The organism is Pseudomonas sp. MOIL14HWK12:I1 (assembly GCF_000510705.1).
Classification (GTDB): domain Bacteria; phylum Pseudomonadota; class Gammaproteobacteria; order Pseudomonadales; family Pseudomonadaceae; genus Chryseomonas; species Chryseomonas oryzihabitans.
Window position 1 is genome coordinate 91,137 of record NZ_AZNY01000006.1, and the last position, 16,020, is coordinate 107,156.

Consider the following 16,020-nt stretch of genomic DNA (forward strand, 5'->3'; position numbering starts at 1 on the left):
CCATGATCTTTCGCCTGCCATTGACCGCCCTCTGCGCCGCCCTGCTGCTGGCCGGCTGCGTGTCGTCCGAAGGGCTGCACACCCAGGGGCGCGCCGTGGATCCGACGACGCTCAAGGGCGAAGCCACCTTTGCCAGCGACCGCCTCTCCCCCGCCCAGTGGCCGAGCGCCGACTGGTGGACCCGGCTGGGCGATCCGCAACTCGACAACCTGATCCGCGAGGCGCTGCGCGACAGTCCCTCGCTGCAGGAAGCCGATGCGCGCAGTCGCCAGGCCGATGCCGCTGTGCTCGCCGCCGACGCCGATCGCTATCCGCAGATCGACGCCAATGGCGGCGTGACCCGCTCGCGCCTGGCGCGACCGGACGATCCTCTCGGTCAGGGCGACCGCTACAGCACCCTGCGCCAGTTCGATGTGAGCGGCAGCTACAGCTTCGACCTCTGGGGTGGCCAGCGCGCCGCCTGGGAAGCCGCCCTCGGTCGCGCCCGCGCCGGCGAGGTGGATCGCCAGGCCGCACGCCTGACCCTGGCGGCCAACGTCAGCCGTGCCTATAACCAGCTCGGTCTGGCCTACACCAGCCTGGACGTCGCCCAGCAGGACCTGGAGCGTACCCGCGGCATGCTCGACCTGGCCCAGCGCCGGGTCGACGCCGGTCTCGACAGCGACTACCAGCTGCAGCAGACCCAGAGTCTGGAAGCCAGCGCGGCAGCCTCCCATACCGCCGCCGAGCAGCAGGTGCGCAGCGCCCAGATCCGTCTCGCCGTGCTGCTGGGCAAGGGGCCCGACCGGGGCGCCGAGATCCCACGACCCAAGCTGATCGCCCCCGCCGCGGTGAATCTGCCGGCCCAGCTGCCCGCCGAGCTGGCCGGGCGCCGTCCGGACCTGATCGCCGCCCGCTGGCGCGTGGAGGCCGCGAGCAAGGACATCACCGCGAGCAAGACCAACTTCTATCCCAATCTCAACCTGACGGTGGCGGCCGGCAGCAAGGCCATCCTCGGCGATGCCCTGTTCGGCGCACCGGCGCGCTTCTTCAACGTCGGTCCGGCGCTGTCGCTGCCGATCTTCGACGGCGGTCGCCGCCGCGCCGATCTGGCCAGCCGGGACGCCGACTACGACCTGGCCGTGGCCCAGTACAACCAGACCCTGGTGCAGGCGCTGGGCGACATCGCCGACGCCATCACCCGCCAGCGCTCGCTGGACCAGCAGATCGTCGAGCAGCAACGGGCCCGCGACATCGCCAAGAGCTCCTTCGACATCGCCATGCAGCGCTATGGCGCCGGCATCGGCAACTACCTCGACGCCCTGACCGTCGAGCAGCAACTGCTGCAGGCCGAGCGCCAGCTGGCCAGCCTCCGGGCCGATCGCATCGACAGCGGCGTGCTGCTGATGCAGGCCCTGGGTGGCGGCTTCCAACCGTCCAACCTGCCGCCGGCACCCGCCGCCGCGGCCACACACTGATACCGAGAGCCCGACCATGGCCGATTCCGCCGCAACCCCCAACGACAATGCCCAGGAGCAGAAGCCGCAGCGCTCCGGCAAACGCAAACTCTTCCTGCTGCTCCTGCTGCTGGTGGTGATCCTGGCCGGCGTGGGCGTCTACTGCTACCACCTGTTCTATGGCCGCTTCCATGCCAGCACCGACGACGCCTACGTCAACGGCAACCTGGTGCAGATCACGCCCCAGGTCACCGGCACCGTGACCCGCATCGCCGTGGACGATGGCGACTTCGTCCGCCAGGGCCAGCCGCTGGTGGAGTTCGATCCCAGCGACACCGCCGTGGCCCAGCAGAGCGCCGAGGCCAACCTGGCCAAGACCGTACGCCAGGTGCGCGGCCTGTTCAGCAACGTCGACAGCTACAAGGCCCAGGTGGCCGCGCGGCGCGTCGAGGTCGAGCGTGCCCGTGCCGACTACGCCCGCCGCCAGCAACTGGCCAAGGGCGGCGCCATCTCCAAGGAAGAACTGGCCCATGCCCGGGACACCCTGGTGGCGGCGCAGAGCTCCCTGACCTCCGCCCAGCAGCAGCTGGATACCAACCAGGCGCTGGTGGACGACACCGAGATCGCCTCGCACCCGGACGTCAAGGCCGCCGCCGCCCAGCTGCGCCAGGCCTACCTGAACCACGCCCGCAGCACCCTGGTGGCGCCGGTCAGCGGCTATGTCGCCAAGCGTTCGGTACAGGTCGGCAGCCGCGTGCAGCCCGGCGCGGCGCTGATGGCCGTGGTGCCCCTGGACCAGATCTGGATCGACGCCAACTTCAAGGAAACCCAGCTCGCCGAGATGCGTATCGGCCAACCGGTGGAAATCCATTCCGACCTCTATGGCGACGACGTCCGCTATCGCGGCGTGGTGGAAAGCCTGGGCGTGGGTACCGGCAGCGCCTTCTCGCTGCTGCCGGCGCAGAACGCCACCGGCAACTGGATCAAGATCGTCCAGCGCCTGCCCGTGCGGATCCGCCTGGAAGGCGACAACCTGGACAAGCACCCGCTGCGCATCGGCCTGTCGACCGTGGTCGACGTCGACCTGCACGACCAGGACGGCGCCCGCCTGCCCACCACCACCCCGCAGCAGCCGCGCTACAGCACCGACGTCTACGACCATCAGCTGGCCGAGGCCGATCAGCTGATCCAGCAGATCGTCCACAACAACGGTCCAGCGGCGCGTGCCGCGGGCGTCGCCAAGCGCTGACAGCCAAGGAGGCTCCCTGGCGAGCCTCCCCGTCCACCCTTCTGGTAATCCGTCATGAGCGATAACGCCTTTCGCCCGGCGAGCCTGGTGCTCGCCACGGTGGGCCTGTCCCTGGCCACCTTCATGCAGGTGCTCGACACCACCATCGCCAACGTCGCCCTGACCACCATTTCCGGCAACCTCGGGGTGAGTTCGGAACAGGGCACCTGGGTCATCACCGCCTTTGCCGTGAGCAACGCCATCGCCCTGCCGCTGACCGGCTGGATGGCGCGGCGCTTCGGCGAGGTCAAGCTCTTCATGGCCGCCGTGGTGCTCTTCGTCATCACCTCCTTTCTCTGCGGCATCGCCACCTCCATGCCGGAGCTGGTGATCTTCCGCGCCATGCAGGGCTTCGTCGCCGGCCCGCTCTATCCCATGGCCCAGACCCTGCTGCTGGCGATCTTTCCGGCGGCCAAGCGCGGCATGGCCCTGGCGCTGTTGGCCATGGTGACGGTGGTGGCGCCCATCATCGGCCCCATCGCCGGCGGCTGGATCACCGACAACTACAGCTGGCCGTGGATCTTCTTCATCAACATCCCCATCGGCATCTTCGCCACCCTGGTGGTCTGGAGCCAGCTGGGCAAGAAGCCGGAAAAGCTGGTGCACCAGCCCATCGACTATGTCGGGCTGATCCTTCTGGTGCTGGGCGTGGGCGTGCTGCAGGTGGTGCTGGACAAGGGCAACGACCTGGACTGGTTCGAATCCAACCTGATCTGCCTGGGCGCCGCCTTTTCCGCCGTGGCCCTGACCGCCCTGGTGATCTGGGAACTGACCGACAAGCACCCCATCGTCAATCTGCGGCTGTTCCGCTATCGCAACTTCAGCTGCGGCACCCTGGCGCTGGTACTGGGCTATTCGGGCTTCTTCGGCATCAACCTGCTGCTGCCCCAGTGGCTGCAGACGCAACTCGGCTACACCCCGGTATGGGCGGGCCTCGCCGCGGCGCCCATCGGCATCCTGCCGGTGATCCTTTCTCCGCTGGTGGGCAAGTTCGCGCACAAGACCGATCTGCGCCTGCTGGCCGGTGGCTCCTTCCTGGTGATCGGCGCCTCCTGCTTCATGAGAGCCACCTTCAACAACGAAGTGGACTATCGCCACATCGCCGAGGTGCAGACCTTCATGGGCCTGGGCGTGGCGCTGTTCTTCATGCCCACCACCAGCATCCTGCTGTCCAGCCTCAAACCCTCGGAACTGGCGGACGGCGGCGGTCTGGCGACCTTCCTGCGGGTCCTGGGCGGCAGCTTCGCCTCCTCCCTGACCACCTGGCTGTGGCAGCGGCGCGCCATCCACCACCATGCACAGCTGACCGAGGACGTGACCGCCTACAGCCCGGCCACCCAGCACTACCTGGACGCCCTTGGCGGGCCGTCGCAGCAGGCCTATGCCCAGCTCGACAAGGTGGTGGAAGGCCAGGCGTACATGCTCTCCACGGTGGACTACTTCACCCTGCTCGGCTGGATCTTCATGGGGCTGTTCCTGATCATCTGGCTGGCCAAGCCGCCCTTTGCGGCCAAGCCGGGCGCCGGAGGCGGCGACCACTAGGAACCTGTTCACGATCTGCTGCGCGTCGGCTAAACGGCGTTGAAAACGGCTTCGGAATGCTCATCTACCACTCGTAAACTCCGCTTCCTCAGCCGTTTTCGCCTTGTTTATCTCTAGCTCGCGAGATCGTGAACAGGTTCTAAGGAATGCTGTGCTGGGTCTGCAGGTAGTCGGCGATGTCGCCCAGATCCTCGGCATCGCCGATGCCCCAGAATCTCATCTTGGTACCCGGCACCTTCTGTTCGGGATCGCGCAGGAAGGCCGCCAGGGCCTCGCGATCCCAGGCGAAGCCGGCATTACGCATGGCGTCGGAGTAGTTGTAGCCGGCCAGGCTCCCGGCCTGACGACCAAAGAGGTCATTGAGCTGGGGGCCAAAGCCGGACTGGGCGCCCGGCCCCACCGAATGGCAGTTGTGGCAGCGGCGCAGGAAGAGGTTGCGGCCGTTGTCGGCATCCGCCCAGGCCGCCTCCCCGCCCAGCAGCGTCAGCAGGACCACCGCGGCCAGGGTCTTCATCGCTGGCACTTGCGGCAATAGACGCTGGCGCGCTGGCCGAGGCGGATCTCCTGCAATCCCGTCCCGCAGACCTTGCAGAATTCGCCCTTGCGGCCGTAGACGAACAATTCCTGCTTGAAATAGCCCGGCGCCCCGTTCCCGCCGATGAAATCGCGCAGGGTGGTGCCGCCACTCTCGATGGAGCGCGCCAGCACCTTCTTGATCTCTTCGGCCAGGCGGTCGTAGCGCGCCCGGGAAACGCTGCCGGCGGCGCGGCGGGGATCGATACCGGCGGCGAACAGCGCCTCGGCGGCGTAGATGTTGCCCACCCCCACCACCACGGCGTTGTCCATGATGAAGGGCTTGACCGCCATGCTGCGTCCGCGCGACAGCTCGTACAGCCGACCGCCGTCGAAGGCCTCGGTCAGGGGCTCGGGGCCCAGCTTGCTGAGCAGCACATGGGCATGGGGATCCTGGGTCCAGAGCAGCGCGCCGAAACGCCGGGGATCGGTGTAGCGCAGCGACAACCCGGATTCCAGCTCGATGTCGACGTGCTCGTGCTTGGCCGGCGGCTGGTCGGCCGGCACCAGGCGCAGGCTGCCGGACATGCCCAGGTGGCCGATCAGGGTGCCGCTCTCGGCGCGGATCAGCAGGTACTTGGCCCGCCGCTCGACGGCCTCGATGCGCTGCCCGGAAAGGCGTACATCCAGGTCCTCGGGCACCGGCCAGCGCAGCCGGCCATCGCGGACGATGACCCGGCGCACGCGCTGACCGACGACATGGGGCGCGATGCCCCGGCGGGTGGTTTCGACTTCAGGTAATTCGGGCATGAGGATCCAGGAGGCTTGCGGGTGCCTTAGTAATTGATCCGACCGCTGCCCATTTCAAGGATGGTCTCCTTGAGCGACTCGAAGTCGTACTCGGACAGGCCGACGTGATCCAGCACCCGCGGGGCGATGGCCTGCCACTCGTGATCCTCGTCCTGGCCACCGAGGGCGCGATAGCAGCCGCAGATGTGTTCGGCCATCTTCAGCAGGGCCAGCAGATTCTTGATCTGGATGTCGGTGGTCGACTCCTCGTCAAAGACCGACTGGGCGTTGTGGTGGTTGGCGATGGCCTGGCCGACGTGCTCCGGCAGGCGCCAGGAGCGCGAGATGAAATAGCCCACCACGGCGTGGTTGGTGCTGAAGATGCGATTCTCCACGTCCACCACCCGTACCTGCTCGTTGACGCTGGCATAGGCCTCTTCCAGCACCGCCATGTAGTTGGGGAAGCGCTTGAGCATCAGCGGGATGCCGCAGTTGTGGAATAGACCCAGGGCGTAGGCCTCGTCCGGGGTCGGATAGCCGGTCTTCTTGGCCAGGCTCAGGCAGGTCTCGGCCACGTCCTGGGCGGTGTCCCAGAAGCGGTTGAGGATGACGATGGTCTCGTCGGTGAGCTCGCCCTTGATCGACTGGGCGTTGATCAGGTTGATGACCGACTGGCTGCCCAGCAGATTGACCGCCCGCTGGATCGAGGTGATGCGATTGCTGAGGCCGAAATACGGCGAGTTCACCAGCTTGAGCAGGGCACCCGAGAGCCCCGGGTCCTGGCCGATCAGGCGCGAGATGACCTTGAGATCGGGGCTGGGCATGAGCTGTTCGAGTTGCAGATCCACCATGATCTGCGGCTGCGGGGGAATGCTGATGCCTTGCAGGGCCTGACGGATCTGCTCCTCGGTCAGCTGAGGGGACGCTTGGGACATGGGGACTACTCTGCGATGGATGTCGCAAATTTACTCCGCACCGCCCGGCGATGCCATCGGGCGCGACGAAGGAACTTCGGGGAGGCAAAGCGGGACGGACTAGAGAGCGCTGGCAAAAGGCTAGCCCGACCGAATGTCCATCGAGGTATGCGCAACCATGGCTACATCCCTGAACGGCAAGAAAATCGCCATCCTGGTCACCGACGGCTTCGAGCAGGCCGAACTCACCGGCCCCAAGCAGGCGCTGGAGCAGGCCGGCGCCCAGACCCACATCATCTCCGCCGAGAGCGGCGAAGTGCGCGGCTGGGACGGCACCGAGCCGGCCGACAGCTTTCCGGTGGACCTCACCTTCGCCGCGGCCAATGCCGGTGACTATGACGCCGTGCTGCTGCCCGGCGGCGTGGTCAACGCCGACACCATCCGCATCGACGAACAGGCCCAGCAGCTGACCAAGCAGATCGCCGACGCCGGCAAGCCGGTCGCCGTCATCTGCCACGGTGCCTGGCTGCTGATCTCCGCCGGCCTGGTGCAGGGCAAGACTATGACCAGTTGGCCGTCGCTGACCGACGACCTCAAGAATGCCGGCGCCACCTGGCAGGACCAGGAGGTCATCGTCGATGGCCAACTGGTGAGCAGCCGCAAGCCGGACGACATCCCGGCCTTCAATCGCGAGTTCATCAAGCTGCTGGCAGGCTGAGCCATCGAGACTGGCACTTTGATCTCATAAGACTGAACTTATGGCAAAGTGCCAGGGTCTTATCCAGTGCCCCCAAAGCACTTTTAGCCCGCCCTGCCCGGCGGGCTTTCTTTTGCCCGGCGTTTGGCCCGGAGCCTGTTCAGAATCTTGCGAGCTAGAGCCAAACAAGGCCTAGGCGGCCCCGCAAAAACGCCTGAGGAAGCGGATCGGACCCGTGCCCGGGTTTACATAGGGTAAATGAGCATTGCGACGGGGCCGCCCAGGCGGGGCTGGCGATCCAGGGTGTTTTCAACGCGGTTTGGCCGACGCGCAGCAGATTATGAACAGGCTCTTAGGCCTGGAAATCACCTTGCAGATCCACCAGATGGCGCTCGATGTCGGCCAGGCGCTGACCCTGGTCGCTCAGGCCCAGCCATTCGAGCTTGAGGTGCGCCTCGAACGGCAGCAGATAGGCCAGCTGGCAACCCAGGGCCTGGCGGTCGGCGACTTCGCCCCCCATGTCCAGGCTGGCGACCATGGGGTGCTGGGCCAGGGCAACCAGCAGCGCCATCAGATCGGCGTCGCCATCGCGCAGCGGCTGGGGCTCGGTCTCCGGAAGCCACTCCACCTCCCCCACCACCAGATGGTCGGGTTGCTCTTCCTGGCTCAGCAGGCGAAAGCGCCGTCCGCCTTCGATGCGGATACCCAGCAGGCCATTGCTCTGCTGCTGCCAGTCGCGGATCAGCGCCTCGCAGCCGTAGGCGCCCAGGCGATTCGGCGCGGCACCGGTCTCGCGGCCTTCGAGGATGGTCACCACGCCAAAGCTGCTGCCCTGCTTGAGGCAGCGGCCGAGCATGTCCAGGTAGCGGGCTTCGAACAGCTGCAGATCGAGGCGGCAGCCGGGAAACAGGGTGGTGTTGAGCGGAAACAGGGGCAGCGTCATGAAACCTCCGGGGCTTGAGGGTCCTGCTGGATAGAGCGTCGCGCGCCGCCGAAGGCTCCCGCGCGGCGACGCGCGGGAGCCTTGCGGATCAGAAGCGATAGACCTCGGCGCCGGTGCGGATGGGCACCACGGCCGGCAGCGTCGGCCGGGCCTGGGCCTCTTCCACGAGTTTCTTCGGTTCCTTGCGCGCCACTTCGCTGTCACGCCGGCCGCGCTGGGCGACCTTGGTGAGATCGGTGGCCAGCCGCGCCGACAGCTGTTGCAGCAATTCGCTCTGGGCGCGCACCTGGGCCGCGCGATCACCTGCATGACGAGCCTGCAGGTGGACCACCTCGGTGTCCAGCAGACGACCCTGGCCGTCGCGCAGTTGCCAGCTGGCGTCGAGGGCGGCAGGCGCCTGGTCACCGGCATCGAGGCGGGTCACCACCAGTTCCACCCGGTACTGCGGATCGAAGCCGGCGGGTTGTTCACCCACCACCACCCGACCACTGTTGAGGCGACCGGCGAGCTGGCGCTGCAGCAACTGGCGCACGTTGGCGTCGAGCGGCCCGGCCCAGTGATCGCGGGTGGTCTTGAGACTGCCGTCGGGCTGGCGTTCCAGCAGCACGTCGCGCTGCAGGTAGTCGGCCAGCTGCAGGTTTTCGATCCACACGGCAAGACCACGCTCGCTGCTCGCGGGCGTACGCGCATTGCCGCCATCGAGCTGATAGTAGTGGCTGGGGCCGAGGCTGGCACAGCCACCCAGGCCGGCCAGCAGGCCAACGAGCGCCAGCCTGGCGAGACACATCCGTTTCATCGAGGCTCTCTCTCGACGGGCGCCACGGCCCGGCGAGTCCTGGTCGAAAAAATCCGGGCTATGCTAGCGGCTGACCGCGGGCGGCTCAAGTTTCCACCTGCAGCGAGTCCACCCGCTGGAAGCCCCGCGGCAACTTGTTGCCGCGCCGACCGCGCTCGGCCCGGTAATGCTCCAGATCGCTGCCCTTGAGGGTATAGGGCCGCTTGCCGGCCTGCAGCGTGAGGGAGGCGCCGGCCGGCACCACGGCCAGATCGACCACGTATTCCTCGCGCTTGGCGACCCGCTCGCCAGGGATGGAAATCAGCTTGTTGCCCTTGCCCTTGGCCAGTTGCGGCAGTTCGCTGATGGCGAACACCAGCAGGCGACCCTCGTTGGTGACCACCGCGATAGAGGTGTCCTCCAGGGACGCCACCGGCTTGGGCGGCAGCACCTTGGCACCGTTGGGCAGGCTGATCAGCGCCTTGCCGGCCTTGTTCTTGGCCTGCAAGTCCTCGCCCTTGACCACGAAGCCGTAGCCGGCGTCCGAGGCCATGACATAGAGACCACTGTCGTCCGGCAGCAGCAGGCATTCGAAGCTGGCGCCCGGCGGCGGCGTCAGGCGGCCGGTCAGGGGCTCGCCCTGGCCACGCGCCGACGGCAGCGAATGGGCGGCCACCGAATAGCTGCGCCCGGTGGAATCGATGAACACGGCGAACTGGTTGGAGCGACCCAGGGCCGCCGCCTTGAAGCCGTCGCCGGCCTTGTAGGACAGCCCGGTCGGATCGACGTCGTGGCCCTTGGCCTGGCGCACCCAGCCCTTCTCGGACAGCACCACGGTCACCGGCTCGGTGGGCATGAGCTCGGTTTCGGACAGGGCCTTGGCTTCGGCACGCTCGACGATGGGCGAGCGGCGCGCTTCGCCATAGGTCTCGGCGTCCTTGATCAGTTCGTCGCGGACCAGGTTGCGCAGCTTCTTGTCGCTGCCCAGCAGGGTCTGCAGGCGCTTCTGCTCCTTGAGCAGCTCGGCCTGTTCGCCACGGATCTTCATCTCTTCCAGCCGCGCCAGTTGGCGCAGCCGGGTTTCCAGGATGTAGTCGGCCTGTTCCTCGGAGAGCTCGAAGCGGGCCATCAGCGCCTGCTTGGGATGCTCCTCGGTGCGGATGATGTGGATCACCTCGTCCAGGTTGAGGAAGGCGACCAGCAGGCCATCCAGCAGGTGCAGGCGGCGATTGACCTTGTCCAGGCGGAACTGCAGGCGACGGCGCACGGTGCCGATGCGATAGATCAGCCACTCCTGGAGGATCTGCCGGAGGTCCTTGACCTGGGGCTTGCCGTCCAGACCGATGACGTTGAGGTTGACCCGGTAGCTGGACTCCAGATCGGTGGTGGCGAACAGGTGCTGCATCAGCTCGTCGGCATCGATGCGATTGGAGCGCGGCACGATGACGATGCGGGTCGGATTCTCGTGGTCCGACTCGTCGCGCAGGTCGGCCACCATGGGCAGCTTCTTGGCCTGCATCTGGGCGGCGATCTGCTCCAGCACCTTGGAACCGGAGACCTGGTGCGGCAGCGCGGTGATGACCACGTCGCCGTCCTCGCGGCGGTAGACGGCGCGCATGCGCACCGAGCCGCGACCGGTCTCGTAGATCTTGCGCAGGTCGGCCCGCGGCGTGACGATCTCGGCCTCGGTGGGGAAGTCCGGACCGGGCACGTGTTCGAGCAGCTCGGGAATCCCGGCGATGGGGTCGTCCAGCAGGCGCACGCAGGCGGCGGCCACCTCGCGCAGGTTGTGCGGCGGGATGTCGGTGGCCATGCCCACGGCGATGCCGGTGGTGCCGTTGAGCAGCAGATTGGGCAGGCGTGCCGGCAGCACCGCCGGCTCGTTCAGGGTGCCGTCGAAGTTGGGTACCCAGTCCACGGTGCCCTGCCCCAGTTCGCTGAGCAGCACCTCGGAATAGCGCGACAGCCGCGCCTCGGTATAGCGCATGGCGGCAAAGGACTTGGGATCGTCCGGCGCGCCCCAGTTGCCCTGGCCATCCACCAGCGGATAGCGATAGGAAAACGGCTGGGCCATGAGCACCATGGCTTCGTAGCAGGCCGAGTCGCCGTGGGGGTGGTATTTACCGAGGACGTCGCCCACGGTACGGGCGGACTTCTTGTGCTTGGCGTCGGCGTCCAGGCCCAGTTCGCTCATGGCGTAGACGATACGGCGCTGGACCGGCTTGAGGCCGTCGCCGATGTGCGGCAGGGCGCGGTCCATGATGACGTACATGGAGTAGTTCAGGTACGCCTGCTCGGTGAAGTCGGCCAGCGAACGGCGTTCGACGCCATCCAGGCTCAGGTCGAGGGGTGCACTCATGGGAGTCCTTTGGGGTTACGTCTTTGATCGGGGCCTTGCCTTATCGCGGCCATGGGCCGCTCCTACGAGCGCTTGATACATCTGTAGGAGCGGCCCATGGCCGCGATAGACACGACCAATAAGTCAGGCGCTAGATCAGCACTTCAGCGCGGTCGCCCTTGGATTCCAGCCAGCTCTTGCGGTCGCCGGATCGCTTCTTGGCCAGCAGCATGTCCATCATCTCGAGGGTGCCGGGCACGTCTTCGAGGGTCAGCTGTACCAGGCGGCGGGTGTTGGGATCCATGGTGGTCTCGCGCAGCTGCAGCGGATTCATCTCGCCAAGGCCCTTGAAGCGGGTCACCTGGGGCTTGCCGCGCTTCTTCTCCGCGGCCAGGCGATCGAGGATGCCGTCGCGCTCGGCTTCGTCGAGGGCGTAGTGCACCTCCTTGCCGAGGTCGATGCGGTACAGCGGCGGCATGGCCACATAGACGTGACCGGCATCCACCAGGGGCCGGAAGTGCTGCACGAACAGGGCGCACAGCAGGGTGGCGATGTGCAGGCCGTCGGAGTCGGCATCGGCGAGGATGCAGATCTTGCCGTATCTCAGGCCGCTCAGGTCGGCGCTGCCCGGATCGATGCCGATGGCCACGGCGATGTCGTGCACCTCCTGGCTGCCCAGCACCTCGCTGCCGTCCACTTCCCAGGTGTTCAGGATCTTGCCGCGCAGCGGCATGATGGCCTGGAATTCCTTGCTGCGCGCCTGCTTGGCGCTGCCGCCGGCGGAGTCGCCCTCCACCAGGAACAGCTCGGAGCGCATCGGGTCCTGGCCGGCGCAATCGGCCAGCTTGCCAGGCAGCGCCGGGCCCTGGGTGATCTTCTTGCGCTCGACCTTCTTGCCCGCCTTGAGGCGGCGGCCGGCGTTGTTGATGGCCAGCTCGGCGATCTGCTGACCCAGTTCCGGATGGGCATTGAGCCAGAGGCTGAAGGCGTCCTTGACCACCCCGGCGACAAAGGCCGCGGCCTCGCGGGAGGACAGTCTCTCCTTGGTCTGGCCGGAGAACTGCGGCTCCTGCATCTTCATCGAGAGGACGAAGGCGATGCGCTCCCAGACGTCTTCCGGGGCCAGCTTGAGGCCGCGCGGCAAGAGGTTGCGGAACTCGCAGAATTCCCGGATGGCGTCCAGCAGGCCCTGGCGCAGGCCGTTCACATGGGTGCCGCCCTGGGCGGTGGGAATCAGGTTGACGTAGCTTTCCTGCACCGACTCGCCGCCCTCGGGCAGCCAGAACAGCGCCCAGTCCACCGCTTCCCGGGCCGAAGCCAGGCTGCCGTGGAAGGGCGCCTCGGGCAGCCGCAGGGCGTCGCCCACGGTGTCGATCAGATAGGATCTCAGCCCGTCTTCGTAATGCCATTCGCTGCGCTCGCCGCTCGCTTCGTCGAAGAAGCTCACCGCCAGGCCCGGGCAGAGCACCGCCTTGGCCTTGAGCACGTGCTTGAGGCGGCTGACGGAGAACTTGGGCGAATCGAAGTACTTGGGGTCCGGCCAGAAGTGCACGCTGGTGCCGGTATTGCGCTTGCCGACGCTGCCGACCACGGCCAGTTCGCTGGCCTTGAAGCCGTCGGCGAAGGCCATGGCGTATTCGTTGCCCTCGCGCTTGACGCGCACCTCGACGCGGGTCGACAGGGCGTTCACCACCGAGATGCCCACTCCGTGCAGGCCGCCGGAGAACTGGTAGTTCTTGTTGGAGAACTTGCCGCCGGCGTGCAGCTTGGTCAGGATCAGCTCGACGCCGGAGACGCCCTCTTCCGGATGGATATCCACCGGCATGCCGCGACCGTCGTCGATCACCTCGAGGGAGTTGTCGGCGTGCAGGATCACCTGCACCTGGCGCGCATGACCGGCCAGGGCCTCGTCCACGCTGTTGTCGATGACTTCCTGGGCCAGGTGGTTGGGCCGGGAGGTGTCGGTGTACATGCCAGGGCGCTTGCGCACCGGATCGAGTCCGGAGAGGACTTCGATGGCGTCGGCGTTATAGGCGTTCTGCGTGGCCATGGGGTCTCTATTCGAAGGTGTTGAAATCCAGCTCGCGCCAGAGCGCCGGGTCGAAGCCGGCCAGCTCCAGCAACAGGGGCAGCTGGCGATGGAAGCCCTGGAAGCCGTGGTCGCCGCCCTGCTCGATGCGCAGGGTGCAGGCGCCGTAGTAGCGCTCGGCGTCCCGGTAGTCGAGGGTCTCGTCGCCGGTCTGCAGCCAGACGTGGAAGCGTTCGGGATCCGCCGGCGCCGCGACTTCCTGCGCCCGCATGGCCTCGACGTGGGCCTCGGTGAGGATCCAGCTCTCGCCGGTATGGTGATTGCGCTGGGGGCCCAAGTAATGCTCCATGAAGCGCCAGGGCCGGACCGCCGGGTTGATCAGCACGGCCTTGAGCCCGTGGCGCTCGGCCAGGACGGTGGCATAGTAGCCGCCCAGGGAGCTGCCGACCAGCAAGGGGGCGTCCAGCTCGGCCAGTTCGCGCTCCAGGAGGGCGAAGGCGGCGTCGGCATCGTTGGGCAGCGCCGGGGCGCGCAGACGGTCCGCGAGGCCCAGGCGGGTCATGCAGGCGGTCAGCTGCCGCGCCTTCAGGGACGCGGGTGAGCTGTTGAAGCCATGGATATAGAGGATCGACGGCATCGGGCCGCTCCTACTGGATAAATAAACAGGTAAAGAATAACCCGTTTCGACCCTCGCGACCAAGGCTGCCGACCGGCGTCAGCCCCGACAGCCCTAGTAGCCCGCGGCGCTGTGATCCACAGTGAAGGCATGCTGTTGCAGGCGCGAGACACCGGTTTCCAGGTTGCCGTCGGGCAGCAGGCGTAACCAGCGATAGCCCGGCGCCTGATCGCCGGCCTTGAAGTCTTCGCTGCCCGGCTCGAATTGCAGACCGGTGGAAGGCGAGGCCAGCAGGCGCACGCCGTTGCGCAGCTGGTCGAACTCCTGGTGGATATGCCCCCAGAGCACCACCCTGACCTGGGGATGGCGATCCAGCACGGCAAACAGCTCGTCCGCCCGGTGCAGGCCCAGGGGCTCCATCCAGCCACAGCCGACCGGGACCGGATGATGGTGCAGGCAGATCAGCGCCGGACGCTCGGGCGCGGCGCTCAGGGCCTCGTCCAGGGCGACCAGCTGCGCCTGCTCCAGTTCGCCGAACACGCAACCGCGCACGGTGCTGTCGAGCAGGATGAGGCGCCAGGCGCCCAGGTCGGTGACCGTCTCGAGGAAATCGCGGTCACCACAGGCCTTGGCCATGGGCGCGTTCTCGTCGTGGTTGCCGGCCAGCCAGCGCATCGGCGCGGCCAGGGGCTCGGTCAGCTCGCAAAAGCGCTGGTAGGAAGCCACGGAGCCGTCCTGGGAGAGGTCACCGCTGGCCAGCAGCAGATCGATGCGTGGCTGCTCCCGCACCACCTGGGCGACCACCTGTTGCAGGCTGGCAGCCGTATCGATACCCAACAACCGACCGTTGGCACGCGCAAACAGATGACTGTCGGTCAATTGGATGACGAGGGGAGCGTTGACACTATCCGGCAAACTCACCAAAGCCTCCTAGGCATAAGGGGACAACGAGCGCAGGCAGGGTGCAGAAAAGTTCCCGGGAACTTGCGTGCATGCTTCACATTTTCGCAGCTTGCACCGCGTGAGGGAAGCTGCGGCTGTCAGCGTTGCGCCCTAGTGCTCATCGCTGCAGGATAGGTTCAGCTTCGTGGCCACAGGCCAGGCAGTGACTCAGCCACTCACCGAGGAACAGATTGAGCTGGCTCTTTTCGTCAGGCTGATGCATCGCCTGATTGGGATAGGGATAGCGCCCGAGCAGGTGCCGAGAGGCCCCGGCCGACACCACTTCCGCCATCCGCGCATCGTGATAGACGCGCACTTCCAGTTCGGGCACCGGCAACCAGGGCAGTCCCAGTTCCTGGCGCACCCGCAAGGCCGTCGTATAGGGACAGGCCTCGGTGACTTCCAGCGCGAGCACCCCCAGCGGGCGCTCGCCTTGCGACAACATGACGCGGCGCGATACCACGGCTTCGCGCATCTTGGGCAGAAGCCGCATCAGCCGCACGTAGTTGGCCTCGCACGTGGCCTGCAGGCCCGGCAGGTCAACCCGATAGCGATCTCGCAGTTTCAGCCCCATAACCCCCGTACCTCGGCGCGATTGAGCGCCAACCATTGCAGGGCGATGATTGCCGCTGCGTTATTGATTCGACCGTCGCGAACCCCTGCCAGTGCCTCGTCCAGCGACCAGACATGGACGCGAATGTCCTCGCCCTCCTCTTCCAGGCCATGGACGCCACCGGCGTCCACGGTGCTGCAGCGACCCAGGTAGAGATAGACCTGTTCGTCACTGCCGCCAGGCGAGGGGAAGTAGGTGGAGATGGGCCAGAGCGATTGCAAGGTCAGCCCGGCTTCTTCCTCGGCTTCCCGATGAGCGACCGCCTCGACGGCCTCGCCCTGCTTGTCCACCAAGCCCGCCACCGGCTCAAGCAGCCAGGGATGAGCGGTCTTTTCCATGACGCCGACGCGAAACTGCTCGATCAGCACCACCTCGTCGCGCACGGCGTCGTAGGGCAGCACGCAGACGGCATCGGGACGCACGAAGACCTCGCGTTCCAGTTCCGGGCCCAGGGCACCGGAGAACTGGCGATGGCGCAGCCGGAAGCGGGCCATGCTGTAGAAGCCCTGGAAGCAGATCTCGCGGCTCAGGATTTCAACGGCGGGCGCCTGGGATTCGTTGGCTTCGGTCATGGGCGCTCCAGCG

The 16,020-nt window shown here is 66.8% G+C and carries 15 protein-coding genes; 4 read left to right on the top strand and 11 right to left on the bottom strand.

The genetic code is table 11. The features are described from left to right. Window positions 1-2 precede the first annotated feature (2 nt). From PSEK12I1_RS0104480 to PSEK12I1_RS0104490, 3 genes are read left to right on the top strand one after another with little or no spacing between them, the layout of a single operon-like run. Window positions 3-1,457: an efflux transporter outer membrane subunit gene (locus tag PSEK12I1_RS0104480; protein ID WP_027600799.1), complete on the top strand. Its 1,455-nt coding sequence runs from the start codon at window positions 3-5 to the stop codon at window positions 1,455-1,457. Window positions 1,458-1,473: 16 nt separating this feature from the next. After that, a complete protein-coding gene (locus PSEK12I1_RS0104485; protein ID WP_007162089.1) occupies window positions 1,474-2,685 on the top strand; it encodes an efflux RND transporter periplasmic adaptor subunit in 1,212 nt (403 codons plus the stop codon). 54 nt (window positions 2,686-2,739) lie between these two features. Continuing rightward, a complete protein-coding gene (locus tag PSEK12I1_RS0104490; protein WP_007162090.1) occupies window positions 2,740-4,266 on the top strand; it encodes a DHA2 family efflux MFS transporter permease subunit in 1,527 nt (508 codons plus the stop codon). Between the two features lie 139 nt (window positions 4,267-4,405). Here the strand turns inward: PSEK12I1_RS0104490 and PSEK12I1_RS0104495 are convergent, their stop codons facing one another. The 3 genes from PSEK12I1_RS0104495 to PSEK12I1_RS0104505 are packed head-to-tail and all read right to left on the bottom strand — an operon-like array spanning window position 4,406 to window position 6,440. Beyond that, on the bottom strand, window positions 4,406-4,780 hold the full coding sequence (locus PSEK12I1_RS0104495) for a cytochrome c family protein (RefSeq protein WP_027600800.1): 375 nt from the start codon (window positions 4,778-4,780) through the stop codon (window positions 4,406-4,408). After that, complete coding sequence (gene mutM / locus PSEK12I1_RS0104500) at window positions 4,777-5,589, bottom strand: bifunctional DNA-formamidopyrimidine glycosylase/DNA-(apurinic or apyrimidinic site) lyase (RefSeq protein ID WP_027600801.1); 813 nt, start codon at window positions 5,587-5,589, stop codon at window positions 4,777-4,779. Before mutM ends, PSEK12I1_RS0104495 begins: the two co-directional genes overlap by 4 nt. 26 nt (window positions 5,590-5,615) lie before the next feature. After that, window positions 5,616-6,440 carry an HDOD domain-containing protein gene (locus tag PSEK12I1_RS0104505; protein WP_161796604.1) on the bottom strand — a complete coding sequence of 275 codons (825 nt, stop codon included), beginning with the start codon at window positions 6,438-6,440 and terminating at the stop codon, window positions 5,616-5,618. Between the two features lie 220 nt (window positions 6,441-6,660). Here PSEK12I1_RS0104505 and PSEK12I1_RS0104510 point away from each other — a divergent pair, with 220 nt between their 5' ends. After that, window positions 6,661-7,200: a type 1 glutamine amidotransferase domain-containing protein gene (locus PSEK12I1_RS0104510; RefSeq protein ID WP_027600250.1), complete on the top strand. Its 540-nt coding sequence runs from the start codon at window positions 6,661-6,663 to the stop codon at window positions 7,198-7,200. A 331-nt stretch (window positions 7,201-7,531) separates the two neighbouring features. Here the strand turns inward: PSEK12I1_RS0104510 and PSEK12I1_RS0104515 are convergent, their stop codons facing one another. From PSEK12I1_RS0104515 to PSEK12I1_RS0104550, 8 genes are all read right to left on the bottom strand, one after another. Then, entirely contained in the window at window positions 7,532-8,122 is a 591-nt protein-coding gene (locus PSEK12I1_RS0104515) for an LON peptidase substrate-binding domain-containing protein (protein ID WP_007162095.1), read from the bottom strand. Between the two features lie 88 nt (window positions 8,123-8,210). Beyond that, window positions 8,211-8,918: a membrane integrity-associated transporter subunit PqiC gene (locus PSEK12I1_RS0104520; RefSeq protein ID WP_027600802.1), complete on the bottom strand. Its 708-nt coding sequence runs from the start codon at window positions 8,916-8,918 to the stop codon at window positions 8,211-8,213. 85 nt (window positions 8,919-9,003) lie between these two features. Beyond that, entirely contained in the window at window positions 9,004-11,256 is a 2,253-nt protein-coding gene (parC, locus tag PSEK12I1_RS0104525) for a DNA topoisomerase IV subunit A (protein WP_027600803.1), read from the bottom strand. Window positions 11,257-11,386: 130 nt separating this feature from the next. Continuing rightward, the gene (parE, locus tag PSEK12I1_RS0104530; protein WP_007162098.1) at window positions 11,387-13,285 is read right to left on the bottom strand and encodes a DNA topoisomerase IV subunit B; all 1,899 of its coding nucleotides are present in this window, start codon (window positions 13,283-13,285) and stop codon (window positions 11,387-11,389) included. A gap of 7 nt (window positions 13,286-13,292) precedes the next feature. Beyond that, window positions 13,293-13,901, bottom strand: a complete 609-nt coding sequence (locus tag PSEK12I1_RS0104535; protein ID WP_027600246.1) for a YqiA/YcfP family alpha/beta fold hydrolase — start codon at window positions 13,899-13,901, stop codon at window positions 13,293-13,295. A gap of 93 nt (window positions 13,902-13,994) precedes the next feature. After that, entirely contained in the window at window positions 13,995-14,801 is an 807-nt protein-coding gene (gene cpdA, locus PSEK12I1_RS0104540; protein ID WP_037006718.1) for a 3',5'-cyclic-AMP phosphodiesterase, read from the bottom strand. Between the two features lie 139 nt (window positions 14,802-14,940). Next, complete coding sequence (locus PSEK12I1_RS0104545) at window positions 14,941-15,396, bottom strand: DUF1249 domain-containing protein (protein ID WP_007162101.1); 456 nt, start codon at window positions 15,394-15,396, stop codon at window positions 14,941-14,943. After that, a complete protein-coding gene (locus PSEK12I1_RS0104550; protein WP_027600805.1) occupies window positions 15,387-16,007 on the bottom strand; it encodes an NUDIX domain-containing protein in 621 nt (206 codons plus the stop codon). Before PSEK12I1_RS0104550 ends, PSEK12I1_RS0104545 begins: the two co-directional genes overlap by 10 nt. Window positions 16,008-16,020: the final 13 nt, after the last annotated feature.

Coding starts and splice junctions, on each gene's coding strand:
- PSEK12I1_RS0104480 (WP_027600799.1), top strand. CDS start 3: ATGATCTTTCGCCTGCCATTGACCGCCCTCTGCGCCGCCCTGCTGCTG.
- PSEK12I1_RS0104485 (WP_007162089.1), top strand. CDS start 1,474: ATGGCCGATTCCGCCGCAACCCCCAACGACAATGCCCAGGAGCAGAAG.
- PSEK12I1_RS0104490 (WP_007162090.1), top strand. CDS start 2,740: ATGAGCGATAACGCCTTTCGCCCGGCGAGCCTGGTGCTCGCCACGGTG.
- PSEK12I1_RS0104495 (WP_027600800.1), bottom strand. CDS start 4,780: ATGAAGACCCTGGCCGCGGTGGTCCTGCTGACGCTGCTGGGCGGGGAG.
- mutM (WP_027600801.1), bottom strand. CDS start 5,589: ATGCCCGAATTACCTGAAGTCGAAACCACCCGCCGGGGCATCGCGCCC.
- PSEK12I1_RS0104510 (WP_027600250.1), top strand. CDS start 6,661: ATGGCTACATCCCTGAACGGCAAGAAAATCGCCATCCTGGTCACCGAC.
- PSEK12I1_RS0104515 (WP_007162095.1), bottom strand. CDS start 8,122: ATGACGCTGCCCCTGTTTCCGCTCAACACCACCCTGTTTCCCGGCTGC.
- PSEK12I1_RS0104520 (WP_027600802.1), bottom strand. CDS start 8,918: ATGAAACGGATGTGTCTCGCCAGGCTGGCGCTCGTTGGCCTGCTGGCC.
- parC (WP_027600803.1), bottom strand. CDS start 11,256: ATGAGTGCACCCCTCGACCTGAGCCTGGATGGCGTCGAACGCCGTTCG.
- parE (WP_007162098.1), bottom strand. CDS start 13,285: ATGGCCACGCAGAACGCCTATAACGCCGACGCCATCGAAGTCCTCTCC.
- PSEK12I1_RS0104535 (WP_027600246.1), bottom strand. CDS start 13,901: ATGCCGTCGATCCTCTATATCCATGGCTTCAACAGCTCACCCGCGTCC.
- PSEK12I1_RS0104545 (WP_007162101.1), bottom strand. CDS start 15,396: ATGGGGCTGAAACTGCGAGATCGCTATCGGGTTGACCTGCCGGGCCTG.
- PSEK12I1_RS0104550 (WP_027600805.1), bottom strand. CDS start 16,007: ATGACCGAAGCCAACGAATCCCAGGCGCCCGCCGTTGAAATCCTGAGC.